Annotated in this window: 15 protein-coding genes; 12 read left to right on the top strand and 3 right to left on the bottom strand. The window is 55.6% G+C overall.

The genetic code is table 11. From position 1 onward, the window contains the following. Positions 1-53 precede the first annotated feature (53 nt). A complete protein-coding gene (locus tag KZ772_RS08320) occupies positions 54-242 on the bottom strand; it encodes a Trm112 family protein (protein ID WP_290539329.1) in 189 nt (62 codons plus the stop codon). 276 nt (positions 243-518) lie between these two features. Between KZ772_RS08320 and KZ772_RS08315 the strand changes: the two genes are divergently transcribed. The 4 genes from KZ772_RS08315 (at position 519) to KZ772_RS08300 (ending at position 6,484) form a co-directional block, all read left to right on the top strand. Next, positions 519-2,315: an acyl-CoA dehydrogenase C-terminal domain-containing protein gene (locus KZ772_RS08315; protein WP_290539328.1), complete on the top strand. Its 1,797-nt coding sequence runs from the start codon at positions 519-521 to the stop codon at positions 2,313-2,315. A 218-nt stretch (positions 2,316-2,533) separates the two neighbouring features. Beyond that, positions 2,534-4,030 (top strand): DUF945 family protein, encoded by a 1,497-nt coding sequence (locus KZ772_RS08310; protein WP_290539327.1) that lies wholly within the window; start codon positions 2,534-2,536, stop codon positions 4,028-4,030. Between the two features lie 108 nt (positions 4,031-4,138). Continuing rightward, positions 4,139-4,510 (top strand): YbaN family protein, encoded by a 372-nt coding sequence (locus tag KZ772_RS08305; RefSeq protein WP_290539326.1) that lies wholly within the window; start codon positions 4,139-4,141, stop codon positions 4,508-4,510. 198 nt (positions 4,511-4,708) lie between these two features. Continuing rightward, complete coding sequence (locus tag KZ772_RS08300; protein WP_290539325.1) at positions 4,709-6,484, top strand: acyl-CoA dehydrogenase C-terminal domain-containing protein; 1,776 nt, start codon at positions 4,709-4,711, stop codon at positions 6,482-6,484. A gap of 160 nt (positions 6,485-6,644) precedes the next feature. Here KZ772_RS08300 and KZ772_RS08295 read toward each other — a convergent pair whose 3' ends face one another. Both KZ772_RS08295 and KZ772_RS08290 read right to left on the bottom strand, forming a co-directional pair. Continuing rightward, positions 6,645-7,280 carry an endonuclease gene (locus tag KZ772_RS08295; protein ID WP_290539324.1) on the bottom strand — a complete coding sequence of 212 codons (636 nt, stop codon included), beginning with the start codon at positions 7,278-7,280 and terminating at the stop codon, positions 6,645-6,647. 106 nt (positions 7,281-7,386) lie between these two features. After that, the gene (locus tag KZ772_RS08290) at positions 7,387-7,998 is read right to left on the bottom strand and encodes a TetR/AcrR family transcriptional regulator (RefSeq protein ID WP_290539323.1); all 612 of its coding nucleotides are present in this window, start codon (positions 7,996-7,998) and stop codon (positions 7,387-7,389) included. Between the two features lie 357 nt (positions 7,999-8,355). Here KZ772_RS08290 and KZ772_RS08285 point away from each other — a divergent pair, with 357 nt between their 5' ends. The 8 genes from KZ772_RS08285 to KZ772_RS08250 all read left to right on the top strand — a co-directional run bounded on the left by KZ772_RS08285 (position 8,356) and on the right by KZ772_RS08250 (position 14,282). Beyond that, positions 8,356-8,733: a Flp family type IVb pilin gene (locus KZ772_RS08285; RefSeq protein ID WP_290539322.1), complete on the top strand. Its 378-nt coding sequence runs from the start codon at positions 8,356-8,358 to the stop codon at positions 8,731-8,733. 65 nt (positions 8,734-8,798) lie between these two features. Continuing rightward, positions 8,799-9,299: a prepilin peptidase gene (locus tag KZ772_RS08280; RefSeq protein WP_290539321.1), complete on the top strand. Its 501-nt coding sequence runs from the start codon at positions 8,799-8,801 to the stop codon at positions 9,297-9,299. 43 nt (positions 9,300-9,342) lie between these two features. Beyond that, positions 9,343-10,215 (top strand): Flp pilus assembly protein CpaB, encoded by an 873-nt coding sequence (gene cpaB / locus KZ772_RS08275; RefSeq protein ID WP_290539320.1) that lies wholly within the window; start codon positions 9,343-9,345, stop codon positions 10,213-10,215. A gap of 26 nt (positions 10,216-10,241) precedes the next feature. Continuing rightward, the gene (locus tag KZ772_RS08270; protein WP_290539319.1) at positions 10,242-11,699 is read left to right on the top strand and encodes a type II and III secretion system protein family protein; all 1,458 of its coding nucleotides are present in this window, start codon (positions 10,242-10,244) and stop codon (positions 11,697-11,699) included. Further along, positions 11,692-11,946, top strand: a complete 255-nt coding sequence (locus KZ772_RS08265; RefSeq protein ID WP_290539318.1) for a hypothetical protein — start codon at positions 11,692-11,694, stop codon at positions 11,944-11,946. The genes KZ772_RS08270 and KZ772_RS08265 overlap by 8 nt, the downstream gene beginning before the upstream one ends. Before the next feature lie 15 nt (positions 11,947-11,961). Continuing rightward, a complete protein-coding gene (locus KZ772_RS08260; protein WP_290539317.1) occupies positions 11,962-13,320 on the top strand; it encodes a TadE/TadG family type IV pilus assembly protein in 1,359 nt (452 codons plus the stop codon). A gap of 28 nt (positions 13,321-13,348) precedes the next feature. Continuing rightward, positions 13,349-13,792, top strand: a complete 444-nt coding sequence (locus tag KZ772_RS08255) for a TadE family protein (protein ID WP_290539316.1) — start codon at positions 13,349-13,351, stop codon at positions 13,790-13,792. Continuing rightward, positions 13,782-14,282, top strand: coding sequence for a TadE family protein (locus KZ772_RS08250; RefSeq protein WP_290539315.1), 501 nt, complete (start codon positions 13,782-13,784; stop codon positions 14,280-14,282). The genes KZ772_RS08255 and KZ772_RS08250 overlap by 11 nt, the downstream gene beginning before the upstream one ends. The last annotated feature ends 14 nt before the right edge of the window (positions 14,283-14,296 follow it).

The following is a 14,296-nucleotide window of genomic DNA, read 5'->3' as shown; positions in this document are numbered from 1 at the left end:
GCGGCGATCCTTTTGTGTTGCCGAGATTTCCGTATGGCAGGTTCAATGGCCAATTACAGGTTGCTGACTTCCTCGTCACTCATTGAACGAGCCTGATCCTCCAGCATGACAGGAATACCATCACGCACCGGATAGGCCAGGCCGCTGGCCTTGCACTTGAGTTCGCTGGCCTTGTCATCATAGATCAGCGGTGCCTTGCTGACCGGACAAACCAGGATGTCGAGCAGGTTGGTATCAATCATTGGCGGGTTCCTAAGCAGTCATTCAGCCGTCTCAGGCGAGTATACCCAATGTCCACGGCAGGGGAGAGGATACCGCCGTAACTCCTGCCTGTTTTTACGAAAAACCTGTTAAAACAGTTAACTAGATAGGTAAACGGTAGTTTCAAACGCTTGTTTGACTCGCGGGTCACAAATAGGGCTGGAGCGGCCCCGGAGGGCTGACCTAAGATTACCGTCCACATTACCGGCGAGCCCCCGGCCCGCCTGACTGACATCGATTATTTAGGGAGATTTGAGATGCCGGATTACAAGGCTCCCCTGCGCGATATGCGCTTTGTGCTGAATGAAGTCCTGGACATGGACGGCCACTACCAGGGTCTGGGTCTGGAAGAGATCAACAGCGAACTGCTGAATGCCTTCCTGGAAGAAGGCGCCAAGTTTTCCGAAAACGAGCTGGCTCCCCTGAACCGCTCCGGTGATGAGGAAGGCTGTGGTTTTGACAACGGTGTGGTCACCACGCCAAAAGGCTTCAAGGAAGCCTACGCCAAGTACGTGGAAGGCGGCTGGCCGGCCATGGGCGGCGACCCGGAGTTCGGTGGCCAGGGCCTGCCCGGTTCTGCCGGCATTGCCATCTCTGAAATGACCGGTACCGCCAACTGGTCCTGGAGCATGTACCCGGGCCTGTCCCACGGTGCGGTTGCCACCATTGAAGAGCACGGCACCGATGAGCAGAAGCAGGCGTACCTGCCCAAGCTGACCAGCGGTGAGTGGACCGGCACCATGTGCCTGACCGAGCCCCACTGTGGTTCCGACCTGGGTATCCTGAAGTCCAAGGCTGAGCCTAACGCGGACGGTTCCTTCAACATCACCGGTACCAAGATCTTCATCTCCGCTGGTGAGCACGACATGGCCGAGAACATCGTCCACATCGTACTGGCCCGCCTGCCTGACGCGCCCAAAGGCACCAAGGGCATTTCCCTGTTTATCGTGCCCAAGTTCCTCACCGACGGTAACGGCAGTGTGGGCGAGCGCAACGCGGTGACCTGCGGTTCCATTGAACACAAGATGGGGATCAAGGCATCAGCTACCTGTGTGATGAACTTCGATGGCGCCAAAGGCTACCTGATCGGCCCGGAAAACAAGGGCCTGAACTGCATGTTCACCTTCATGAACTTCGCCCGTCTGGGGACCGCCATTCAGGGCGTTGCCCACGCCGAGCTGGGTTTCCAGGGTGGCCTGACCTACGCCAAAGAGCGTCTGGCCATGCGCAGCCTGTCCGGCCCGAAAAACCCGGAGGGTCCGGCGGATCCGATCATCGTGCATCCGGATGTGCGTCGCATGCTGCTCACCTCCAAGGCGTTTGCCGAGGGTGGCCGTGCGCTGGTTTACCTGTGTGCCCAACTGGGCGACAAGGTGAAGCTGGAGAAAGACGACGCGGCCCGCAAGGAAGCCGACGATCTGATGGCGCTGCTGACGCCCATCGCCAAGGCGTTCGTGACCGAAGCGGGTCTGGAAGCGGCCAACCACGGTGTACAGATCTACGGTGGCCACGGCTTTATCCGTGAGTGGGGCATGGAGCAGAACGTCCGTGATGCCCGTATCTCCACCCTGTACGAAGGCACCACCGGTATCCAGGCGCTGGACCTGCTGGGCCGCAAGGTGATGATGACTCAGGGTCAGGCCCTGCGTAACTTCACCAAGATCGTGCACAAGTTCTGCGAAACCCATGCAGACAATGCGGACCTGAAGGAACTGCTGGAGCCGCTGGCCGGCTACAACAAGGAATGGGGCGAGCTGACCCAGGCCATCGGTATGCAGGCCATGCAGAACCCGGATTATGTCGGTGCCGCTTCCGTGGACTACCTGATGTACTCTGGCTATGTGACCCTGGCTTACCTGTGGGCCCGTATGGCGGCCGTGGCGCACGCTGCGCTGGAATCCGGTGCCGGTGACGAGGACTTCTACAAGGCGAAGATCAGCACCGCCAAGTTCTACTTCAAGCGCATCCTGCCGCGTGTGGCCGGTCACAAGGGCGCCATCGAAGGCGGCCTGGACTGCCTGATGGAGCTGGACGCAGAGCACTTCGCGTTCTGATCCGGCGCCAACGCCAGTAAAAAAGCCCGCCCATCTCCGGCGGGCTTTTTTTTGGGGGCAAACTCACGGCGTTGCGAACGCAGGGATAACGACACCGTAGTTGTGAACGGTTTCCAGCGGGCACCTTTTTTGCCGGTATGGATCTGGCGACGTTGGTTGGCGTTTTTCGTTATAGTGTCGGCACAAAAAAACATAACAGGGGTAAGGGGGATATATCCATGAAGAAGGTTGTTGCACTGATTCTGGTGCTGGTTGTGGCGTGGCTGGGGGCTACGTTTTATGTGGGCATGCGCGCCGAGACGCTGGTTCGCGAAGAATTGGCCGGCCTGGAAGTGATCCCGGGACAGCGTGATATCGTTGTTGATGTGCTTCGCTATGATCGCGGCCTGCTCCGCTCCGAAGCGATAGCCTGCCTGATTATCCAGGGGGAGCTGGCATCAAATCAGAATCTCGGCCCCTTGTCCGGCCAAATTTGCTCCCTGAGCACCATCCACCACGGCCCCTTCGCCTGGACCGATGACGGTCTGTTTGTGGGCATTGCTGCCAGCGAGGAAGTGCTGGATCTGAGTGGCCTGCCAGCGGAAATAGCAGCCATGGTGAATGAGATCTTCCAGGGCAAGCCGCCGGTGAGTGGTTACAGCCGCTATGGCTTTGACGGCAGCCTGACCATGACGGTGGCGGTGGCGCCGGTGAACCTGGATTCGCCCATGGGCAAGGTGGTGCTTGAGGAGTTGCAACTGGACGTGTTGCGGCCGAGTGCGGATGCCTACCCGGTCAATTCCTACCTGTCCCTGCAGGGGCTGGATGTGTCGTCTCCGAAAATGGGCTTTGCGGTGGACTCGCTCAGCGGCTCGGTGGATGTGGTTGCCATGCTGGGCGGTGAATTGCCCCTGGTTGATATCAACCTTACTGGCAAGCAGTTGCGCTGGTCCCAGGGAGAGCAGCCGATGCTGGCGTTTGATCTGACCCTGCAGGGAACCAGCCAGGACCACGGTGATACCCTCAGTGGCAACAGTCGGTTGTGGCTGGATCAGATCGCCGGGCCCATGGTGCCGCTGCCCATGGATAGTGCCTATCTGGGCATGGAATACGCGGGCCTGAACAAGCAGGCCCTGGTCAGGGTGCATGCGCTCAACCGGGAAATGGATGAAATCCAGACCCGGGCCATGATGGGCGCTCTGTCTGGCAGTGGTGAGCAGGACATGGAGCAGCAGATGGAGCGTATCCAGGCTCTGCTGGCGGAGATGACTCAGGTGGCAGCCGAGCAACTGCTGCGCCCGGGGGGCAGTGAACTGGCTCTGCAAATGCTGGTGGATCACCAGGGCGAGCGGCAGCTCACCCTGGACAGCAAGGCTCGCTACCTGGGCCTGGACGGCAACAACCTGTCCACGCAGGAGCTGATGGCGTTGAGCGAGGCGCAGATCCAGCAGATGCTGGATATAATGGTGCGCGTGGATATGCACGACTCCCTGGTGCCGCCGCCCTATGCCGACAGGCTGACAGCCCTGGCAGAGCAAGGGGTGGTGGAACGGCAAGGCGAGCGCTGGCGCGGTGTCATCAAAGCCAATGGCGGCATCCTGAGCCTCAATGGCCAGCCAGTGAGCCGGGAGCAGCTGGGGGAGCGTCTGAAAGCGATTTCAGGGGCTTCTGCAGACTCGGAGGCGGCACACAACGAGACGGTTCTGGATGACCCACTGGCTTATCACGTCAATTGACCCGCAAAACCCGCCGTCCGGCGGGTTTTTTTATTCCCCGAAAATCGGGCATGCTGTAATAACTCTCTCGCAGGAAGTGAGTTCATTACCTGTTCCAGGAGGGGAGACATGGAAACAGTCAGGGTGCTTTGCTGGCGTTCGTTAGCGATGCTGTTTGTGTTGCTGGGGATGATCGGTGTGATCGTTCCGGGCATGCCCACGGTGGTCTTCCTGTTGCTGGCGGCCTGGGCCGGTAGCCATGGCTGGCCGCAGCTTGAACACTGGCTGACGCACCATCCCCGCCACGGCGGCCATATCCGTCAGTGGCGTGAGCAGCGCGCCATTCCGCGCCGCGCCAAGTGTGCCGCCTCCACCATGATGCTGCTCAGCATCGGTTTGATCAGCCTCTCTTCGGCCCCGAATTACGTGAAAATCGGTGTGCCCCTGTTTCTGTGCGTGGTGCTGCTGTGGATGTGGCGCCGACCGGAGCCGTCTGAATAGGCGAAGAGGGTTTCTCAAGTTTCGGCGAAAACAAGGCAAATTGCGCCGAAAAATCACTTTATGTCCTTAATCTCTCTCAGAATATGTGAATCTTGCGTTAATGGTGGGGGCCATGAACGGCGGGTCACAAATAACCCTGTTACCTGAGGCCCTGGCTGCCTAAAATTTGCGCCCTGCCAACTTTCGGGAGATGTGCAAATGGCGACCTATAAAGCGCCCCTCGAGGACATGCGTTTTGTTCTCAACGATGTGTTCAAAGCGGATCAGCTGTGGGCCTCCATGCCCGCCACCGCCGAGGTAACCCGCGACCTGTCCGACGCCATTCTGGAAGAAGCGGGCAAGATGACCGAAGGCCTGCTGTTTCCATTGAATCGCAATGGTGACGAGCAGGGCTGTACCTGGAATGACGGGGAAGTGACCACCCCGGACGGTTTCAAGGACGCATTCAAGACCTTTGCCGAAAATGGCTGGAGTGCGTTTTCCGGTAATCCGGAATTCGGTGGCCAGGGCATGCCCAAGTCCTTGGCGGTGCTGTTCGAGGAAATGATGCACAGCGCCTGTTCTTCCTTCGCCCTGTATCCCGCACTGACCAGCGGCGCTTGCCTGGCCATCGACGCCCACGCCAGCCAGGAGCTGAAAGAGCAGTATCTGCCCAAGCTCTACAGCGGTGAGTGGAGCGGCACCATGTGCCTGACCGAGCCCCACTCCGGCACGGACCTGGGTATCCTGCGTACCAAGGCTGAACCCAACGACGACGGTTCCTTCAACATCACCGGCACCAAGATCTTCATCACCGGTGGTGAGCACGACATGACCAGCAACCATATCCACCTGGTGCTGGCGAAATTGCCGGATGCCCCGGCCGGTTCCAAGGGCATCTCCCTGTTCCTGGTGCCCAAGTTCCTGCCCGACGCGGACAACAACGCGGGCGAGCGCAACGGCGCTACCTGCGGCTCCATTGAGCACAAGATGGGCATCAAGGGCTCCGCTACCTGTGTGATGAACTTCGACAGTGCCAAGGGCTGGATCATTGGCGAGCCCAATCAGGGGCTGGCCTGCATGTTCACCATGATGAACTACGAGCGTCTGTCCATTGGCCTGCAGGGTCTGGGGCTGGGTGAAGTGAGCTACCAGAGCGCCGTGGACTATGCCCGCGAGCGTCTGCAGGGCCGTAGCGCCACCGGTGCGAAGAACCCCAATGGCCCGGCGGACCCGATCATCGTTCACGGCGATGTGCGCCGCATGCTGATGAACATGCGCGCCATCAATGAAGGGGGCCGTGCCCTGGCCGCCTATGTAGGCATGCAACTGGATACCGCCAAGTTCAGCGAAGACGCGGACGCCAAGAAAAAGGCGGAAGATCGGGTGGCCCTGCTGACACCGGTGGCCAAGGCTTTCTTCACCGATCGCGGTCTGGACACCACTATCACCGGCCAGCAGGTGTTCGGTGGTCACGGCTATATCCGTGAGTGGGGCATGGAGCAGTTCGTACGTGACTGCCGTATTTCCCAGATCTATGAAGGCACCAACGGTATTCAGGCGCTGGACCTGGCGGGCCGTAAAGTGGCCCGTAATGGCGGTAAATCCGTTGAAGCGTTCCTGGCCGATGCCCAAGGCTGGGTTGAAGAAAACAGCGGTAATGGCCAGCTGGCTGCCATCAGCGGTGAGCTGCAGGCAGCCCTGACCCTGCTCAAGGACGCCACCGATGAACTGCTGACCCAGGCCGGGAGCAACCCGGATGCCATCAGCGCTGCCGCCGTGGAGTATCTGGATCTGTTCGGTTATGTGCTCTACGCCTGGCTGTGGGCGCAGATGCTGGCGGCCACAGATGGTCGTGATGATGACTTCGCCAAGGCCAAGCGCATCACCTGCCAGTATTACTTCCAGCGCATCCTGCCCAAGGCCCACGCCCTGTTCACCCAGATCAAGAGTGGGGCGGATACCATGATGGGTCTGGATGGCGAGTTGTTCTAAATAGCTACGAGCTACGAGCTACGAGCTACGAGCTACAAAAAAACCGCGCCCGAGAGGGTGCGGTTTTTTTGTTTTTGGGGCAGCGCGGAGCAAAAATGCTGGTCGTTATCAGGATGCTTTCCTTGCGTCGCAGCTAGAAACTCGTAGCGAGTAGCTGCCCTTAAGGAAACTGCATATTCAGGGGTGAACTGCTTCGCAGGGATTCCGCGCGATCCGGTTCATCGATGAAAGGATTACGGTTGCCCTGCACTTGTTCAATCACGTTGTTACGGCGGCGCTCCTCATCGTCCACCGGGTCATCCCGATGCCAGCGCTGGTACATCTCCAGCGTGCCCAGCAGGGGAATGTCATACCTGTCGTACAGATACAGCATGGCCCTGGCCACATCGCCCTTGGCGGATTGTGGTGGTTCGAATACCTGAAAGGCTTGCTTGTAACCGCATTGGCTGTCAGTGGCTGTCGTGGCCGGCAGGTCGCCAAACAGGGTTCGACGCCGGTCAAGTTCGGCTCTCCGGGTTACCGGAAACAGGCTGTGGCGGTCCCGTGAGACATCGACAAACTGCGGCTTGCTCTGACATAACCGACCGGTCCGGCAGCCAAAGTGTTGGGCCAGTCGACGTTCATCATAAATATGTTCTATGGAGACCCGGTCATCGGGTTGGAAAACTTCCTGACAGTAAAGCGTCTTGCCGCCGTTGGCATACACTTGCTTGAGGAACTGACGCTCAGGTGTATCCCCATGGCTGGTCGCTACAGGCAAGAAAAATGCCAGCAGCACCAGTGAAAACTTATTCATATTGTGAGCCCCGTCACATGTCTGCTCTTGCCATCTTAGCCCCCAAAGCCAGAGTGACATCTATTTACAATGTATACCGGGGTGACGAGTGGTGCCAATGGCGGGACTAGTGGTTGTCTAACAAAAAAGTGACGCAGTCCTGGATATGTGCGCTGATCGCACTTTTCGCAGGCAGTTGCTCCGGCGCCAGCAGAGCGCAAAGCTGGAACTCAGCCTTCACCATACCCAGGAACTGGCGGGCGGTATGAGGGGTCGGTAGCCTGGCAGGAAGCTGGCCCTGTCGTTGCAAGTGGTCCAAGTATCTCTCCAGTTCGCTGAGCAGCAACGCCGGGCCCACCTGGTAGGCGCTCCGGCTCAGTTCCGGGAAGGCTGGAGCCTGGGTGATCAACAGGCGGTATAGCTCCAGGTTGACCGGCTCGAGCAAGGCAAACACAAAGTTCTTGGCCAGCAGCGTCAACCCTTCCCGTGCAGACATGCCGATCACATCAATCGAACGGACTTCCTCGACCAGCTTGTCGGTGTGGTAGCGAATCACCGCGCCGAACAGGCCCTGCTTGTCACCAAAATAGTCATAGAGACTGCGCCGGGAGCCGCCAGCTTGAGCAATGATCATGTCCAGGGTGGTGCCTTCGTATCCATGCTGGAGAAAAGCGTCGGTGGCTGGGTCAAGAATCGCCTGGCGGCGTTTCTGGCCGCGATGGCTGAGTGGCTGGCTCATGATTACTGGCCTGTTGGGGGGGATTGATAAATGGTACTGAAGAGGACACTTTCGAGCAATTTGTTGCTTCTATACCCGTAAAACGGCGCAAAAATGTGCGTTACTGGGACTGTGGCGGGGGCGAAAGAAAAAAAAGAACTTTTTTAAAGAAAAGATGGATATATAAAGTTGGGGTTTTAATGCGGAGAACGTTGTTCGAAATGAGATTTACGGCCAGTAGTTACGATATGTACAACAATTAAGTTATTAATTTAACAATTTGAGTTTCCTCGATAATTCAATGGCTTGCACTGTTTTTTGTTATTTAACTCATATGGGGTATGGCTTATCTCATTGATTATTAATAGGAAAAACAGGGTGAGGAACGGTATTCAATTTTCCTGGCAGAGACAGGTTACAGAAAGATTAATTCTCCACACAGCAAATAAATACCTTTGCCCTCTTTGCAAGCGCCAAATGATGTATGTCCGCATTGTTTATGTGACCAGCTTTGCAAAGCTGGAATATTTTACAGGCGGCTCACAAAAGGAAAGTTTGATGTCTGGAGGACAAGTCATGAAACAGCTGTTTATGCAATTCATCAAAGAAGAAGACGGGGCCACCATGGTGGAATATGCAATTCTGGTTGCCCTGATTTCCGTGGTCGCCATTGTTGCGATTTCTGTAATCGGTACTGAGACAAGGACGGCGTTTGAAACGGTTCAAGGTGAATTGGAGTCAGCGAACGGATCATAACTCAGTATTGCTACCGACCCAGAAACTCTGCCCGCCGAAAGGCGGGCAGAGGAGGTGACCCGGAAATGGTGACACTTATTCTGACCTTATCCTTGTTGATGCCGGCGGTGTATTACGATATCGCCGAAAGGAGAATCCCGAATCGCCTTGTAGCAGTTTTTATTCTTGTGATTCCTGCCGTTCTATTTCTCGAACAAGGTTATTCTGTGTTGCTCTTACACCTTGCTGCCGCAGGAATTGTTTTTCTCTCTTCTTTTATTTTCTGGTTTCTGGGCTGGCTGGGAGCTGGCGATGTGAAATTGCTAGCGCTGGTTGCGCTGATAGTTGGGCTCTCTATAGTTCCTGAATTATTACTGAACACAGCATTGTGCGGCCTGGTTCTGGCTGTAATGGCAATAGTATTGAAAGGGTCGTTTCGACAAACAGGGAAAAGATTATTTGCAGTGGTGCGAGGTATGCCTGCCAGTGAAATGGAACAGGACGCCAATCAGGCAAAACTGCCGTATGCGGTGGCCATCGCTGCCGGTGCGGTACTCACAGTTTCAGGAGTATCGCCGCTACCGTAATGAAGGCGGGTGATACGGGAAGGGACGGAAAAGGAGATTCCTCATGCAGTTGCGACCTCTATTAATTCTTTTGGTGGCCATTATTCTCGGTGGGCTGACAGTCTACCTGGTTAACCAGTTTTTGCAGCGCGAAGTCAGCAGTCGATCGGATATGCGAACCATAGCCACCGTGCCGGTAGTGGTGGCTGCGGCTGACCTTAACAGTGGAACCCGGTTGGATGAGGTGCTGTTGAATGTGGTGGACTGGCCGGAATCCAGCGTGCCGGAAGGTGCATTTCGCACCAAGTCTGCGCTGCTGCAGGACAAACCGCCCCTTATTCTCACACAGGCTAAAAAAGGCGAGCCGATTCTCAAGTACAAGCTTTCCCCATATGGCGCACGCGGGGGCTTGCCGTCAAAAATCCCGGAAGACCAACGTGCCGTTACCTTGTCCGTGAATGAAATAAAGGGCGTAGGGGGCTTTGTCATGCCCGGTGATTATGTGGATGTGCTTCACACCACCACCTTTGGTCGCTCTGACAAAAATCCGGTAACCCGGGTGATATTGCAGAATGCCAAAGTCCTGGGCATTGATCAGCGCTCCAGTGAAACAGACACCGAGCCGAAAGTAGTTAACGCCATCACTATTCTGGTCGCTCCTTTCGATGGTCAGAGAATTGTTCTGGCGGCCAAGACTGGGGATCTCAACCTGCTTCTGAGAAACGAGTTCGACGCATCAATCGTCGAAACCGAATTGGTGACTTACAAGGATCTACTGACAGAGGAGCCGGAGCGGGAAACCAAAGTGGTTCGCCGGGTTCGGCGCGCCCCTCCCAAGCCGCAGGTTGAAGTGATTCGTGGACTGGAAGTGGAAAACCAGACTGTCAAAGAAGGGGAAGTTCGTCAGAAAACGCCAGCACCGGCCGGTGCGCAATAGGATTCCAGGGAGGAAGGATAATGAGGATGAATACTGACATTCGGTTACCAGGCTGGTCAATGTGTGTGGTAGCAGCATTCATGATGGCAATGGTATCTACCGTTTATGCTTCGGAAGGCTATGAACTGCAATTTAGTGATGGACTTCAGAAAGAGGAGTTGTCGCTTTCCCTGGGTAAGTCACAGATGATCTATTCCCCGTCACCCCTGGATCAGGTGGTGATCGGTAACCCCGAGATTGCAGATATTAAGCTGTTGTCCTCGCGGCATGTTCTTATTCTGGGAATGAAGCCTGGTCATACCAATCTGGCATTCCGGGACAAAAACCGAAATCTTGTGGCGCTGATGGATGTGATTGTCGGCTACGACATGGACCAGATGAAGCGTCGAATTTATGAGCTTATGCCTGAAGAGGACGAAATACAGATCCGTGGCGCCAACGATCAGGTTATTCTTTCTGGAAAAGCTTCCAGTGTCATGGCCATGGAACAGGCTTTGTCTGTAGCGCGGAGCTTTGCGCCGAAAGATAAAGTGGTAAATATGCTGGAAGTAGGGGGCGGTACTCAGGTGATGCTGGAAGTGCGTATTGCCGAGATCAAGAGGACATCGCTGCAGGAACTGGGCGTCAGTCTCCAGGCGTTTAATCGTGATGGAGTCAAGACCTTGGCCACGGCTACCGGTATAGCGCCTAATAATATCCCTTTTCTTTCATCAATATTTACCGATCCAGCTTCTACTATCTTTGGCTATAACGGTATCAGTGTGCGGCTCGACGCTTTGGAGCGTGAAGGTCTGGCCAAGGTGCTGGCCAAGCCCAACCTGACTGCCTTGTCCGGTCAGGAGGCCAGCTTTCTGGCTGGGGGGGAAGTGGCCATCCCGGTGGCTCAGAATGGTGATGAAGGCAATGTCACCATCACTGTGGAGTTCAAGGAGTTTGGTGTCGGGCTCAAGTTTGTGCCAACGGTGCTGTCGGATGACAGCATAAACATCAAACTGAATGCGGAAGTCTCTGCAATCGACCCTTCCAATGGCTTTCAGACGTCCGGCTTCAATATCCCCGGCTTTGTCACTCGTCGTACCGGAACCACCGTGGAAATGGCCGATGGACAGGCCTTTGCCATTGCCGGTCTTATCCAGGATGACTTGAATAACGTCATTAATCAGGTTCCGGGACTGGGCAGTATTCCGGTGCTGGGTGCCTTGTTCCGTTCCACCGAGTTCAAGCGTAACGAAAGCGAACTGGTGGTAATTGTCACGCCGAAACTGGTGACGCCGAAACGAATCGATCAGTACGCCCTGCCTACTGACGTGTTCGTTCCTCCCAGTGACATTGATCAGTATCTGATGGGTTTCCTTGAGCATAAGCCTACCCGGAATCGCAATGCCCGTGAGCAGGAAAATGAGGATTCAAAAGACACGTCAAGTCGTGGCGGTTTGCACGGCAAGTTCGGACATCAGATCAGGGAGGTAGCACACAATGAATAAGATTATGACGGTAGTAATCGCGGTACTCCTGAGTGCCTGTGCAAGAGAGTCCTTGCGGCCAGATTATGGCTACAGTGTGAATCAAAATTCTCAGGTACAGGTGATCAATCCGGGCGCCCGCTACAAGGACCATCCAGTGATCAGTACCCATGGCGGAAAGTTGGATGCGGGTTACGAGCGATTCCTCAAAGATGACGGAAAAGTTGAGGAAGGAAGGATCGTGGAGGAAGTCTCCAGCTCCAACTAATGTAAAAGGGTGAGCATGATGAAAAGGCAGCAGCGCGGGGCCTATATGGTGATGATGGCCATACTGATCGTGATACTGATCGGTATCGCCGCTTTGGCCATCGATGTTGGGCGGGTTCTGATGATGCGAACTGATATGCAGAACGCGGCAGATGCGGCTGCTCTGGCTGCAGCAGCAGAGCTGAACTCAGATAATAACGCCCAGGATCGCGCTCGTGCTGCTGCCAGAGATCTGCTGGAGCATGATGCTCGCTTTGCCCGTGTTACTGAACTGCTGGGTGCGACCGGCTTGCCGGATGGAGCATTTGATTTCTTCTGCGTCATTGGCAGTGAGACGGATGTGAAGCCTTCCGATCCGGGATTTTCAGATTTTTGTAGTGGTGCTGAAGTCGAGCCAGGCAAATACGCTGCCACATCCGATGTGGATGCTCACTATGTCAGAGTTACTCTGGATCCGACTCTGGTGGGTGATGGTGACCGCTTCACGTCAGACCTGATCTTTTTGCCTGTGCTTGGCGCCTTGGGTATCGACACTGCGGAGACAGCCTCCGCGGTAACCGATGCTTTGGCTGGGCGAAACTTCTTCACCTGCAATTATCCTCCCATGGCCATGTGCGATCCTTGGGAGCCTGAGGGATCCCATTTCAGCGAAGAAATGGAAGTGGGTGCCCATATCGAAATGCGACAGCAGGGATCCAATCAGTGGAGTAGTGGTAATTTCGGGTTCCTTCAGCCGCCTAACGCGGGTCCCGGAGCAAATGATGTGTCGCTGTTTATCGCCAATGAAGGTGATGTGGGATGCCAGCCCGCAACGTTCACCACCCAGACAGGCTCAATGACGGCCAAGACCAGAGCCGGATGGAATACCCGGTTCGGTATTTATGACGGCCCCAACCCTTTCCAGAATTATGACAGTGACTGGCCGCCGGCTCCCAATGTGGTGCCTTATCCGCTGGATAGTAGTTCTGATCCAGTGGATAGCCGGATTGGTGCAGGTGATTGGGACTTTGATAGCTACTGGTCAACGAACCATGGCACGCCGGCGCCAAATGGCTGGAGCAACGTGAGTCGCCCATCCCGTTATGAGGTCTATCAGCACGAAATCGCCAACAGCATTCCTGTGGCCGGACAACCTTCAGACCCGGCAGGTCAGGAGTCTCGACGCGTGATGAACATGGCCGTGCTGAGCTGCGAGGCATTGGGCATAACTGGCGGCAAGAAAAGTGGTGTGATTTTCCCGAGGGATGGTTTTGCCCGAATGTTTCTGGTGAAGCCGGCGGAAGGTCCTCCGGATGTGACTTTCTACGGGGAGTTCATCGGTTGGGCCCAGGATACGGATGATAACTACCATGTGCAGATTCAGCTGTATGAATAGATTGCCTGCACGCCAGGCGGGGGCAGCCATGGTGGAGTTTGCCATTCTGCTGCCCTTGATGATTGTGCTGGTGTTTGGCATTACAGAGATGGGGCGGGCTATCTATCAGCAAAACACGCTGAGCAAAGCGGTGGCTTCTGGCGCCCGCTATATGAGTCGCTCCGCGCAAAGTGTCAATGCCGATTGTACTCAGGGCGCACAATGGGGAGCTTCAATCAACAATGCCGCCAACCTGGTGGCGTTTGGTAACCAGGCAGGTAGCGGCAATGCCTTGCTGCCTGATCTGGATGCAGGGGATGTGAGCTTTACAGTGGAGCAGCGCACGGTCACCGGGGGTGATGATGCCTGCGTCATTATCGCCACAGCTTCCGTAGATTTCAGCGCTATATTTGGTGACACCGTTGTGCCTTTCCTGGATCTTGGTCCTATCACGCTAAGTTCCACCGTGGAGGAACGTTACCATGGTGAATAAAATCCTATCCAGAAAAAAACAGCGGGGTGCCACCATGGTGGAAGTGGCCCTCACGCTACCGATTTTCCTTCTTCTTATCTTTGCCATTATCGAATTGGCGTTGGTTATTTTTACCTGGACTAGAGCGGTGGATGCCACCCGTGCTGGTGCACGCTATGCCATTGTTAGTGATCCGGTGACCGATATTTCCTCACTGGATTGCTCTGCGGTAACAGAGCTGACGGTGACGTGCGATTCGGCCAGTTGTACCGGTCTTATGGGTGAAATGAATGCACTCTATCAGGATCTTCAGGCCGCCAATGTAACGGTGCGCTACGGCTGCTCTTCCACTGGATTTTCTGGGAATCCACGGCCCGTCAGGGAGGTTACTGTTGCCATTGTGGGACAGGAATATGAATTGGTTTTGCCGGGGATTATTGGGATGGATTCTAGCCTGACACTACCAAGTTTTACCAGCACACGAGTCAGTGAAGACTTGAATACACCCTGAAATAATTCAGAGGG

Source organism: Alcanivorax sp., assembly GCF_019431375.1.
Taxonomy (GTDB): domain Bacteria; phylum Pseudomonadota; class Gammaproteobacteria; order Pseudomonadales; family Alcanivoracaceae; genus Alcanivorax; species Alcanivorax jadensis_A.
The sequence above is the reverse complement of the archived record's forward strand: the minus strand, read 5'-3'. Positions and strand labels throughout refer to the sequence as shown.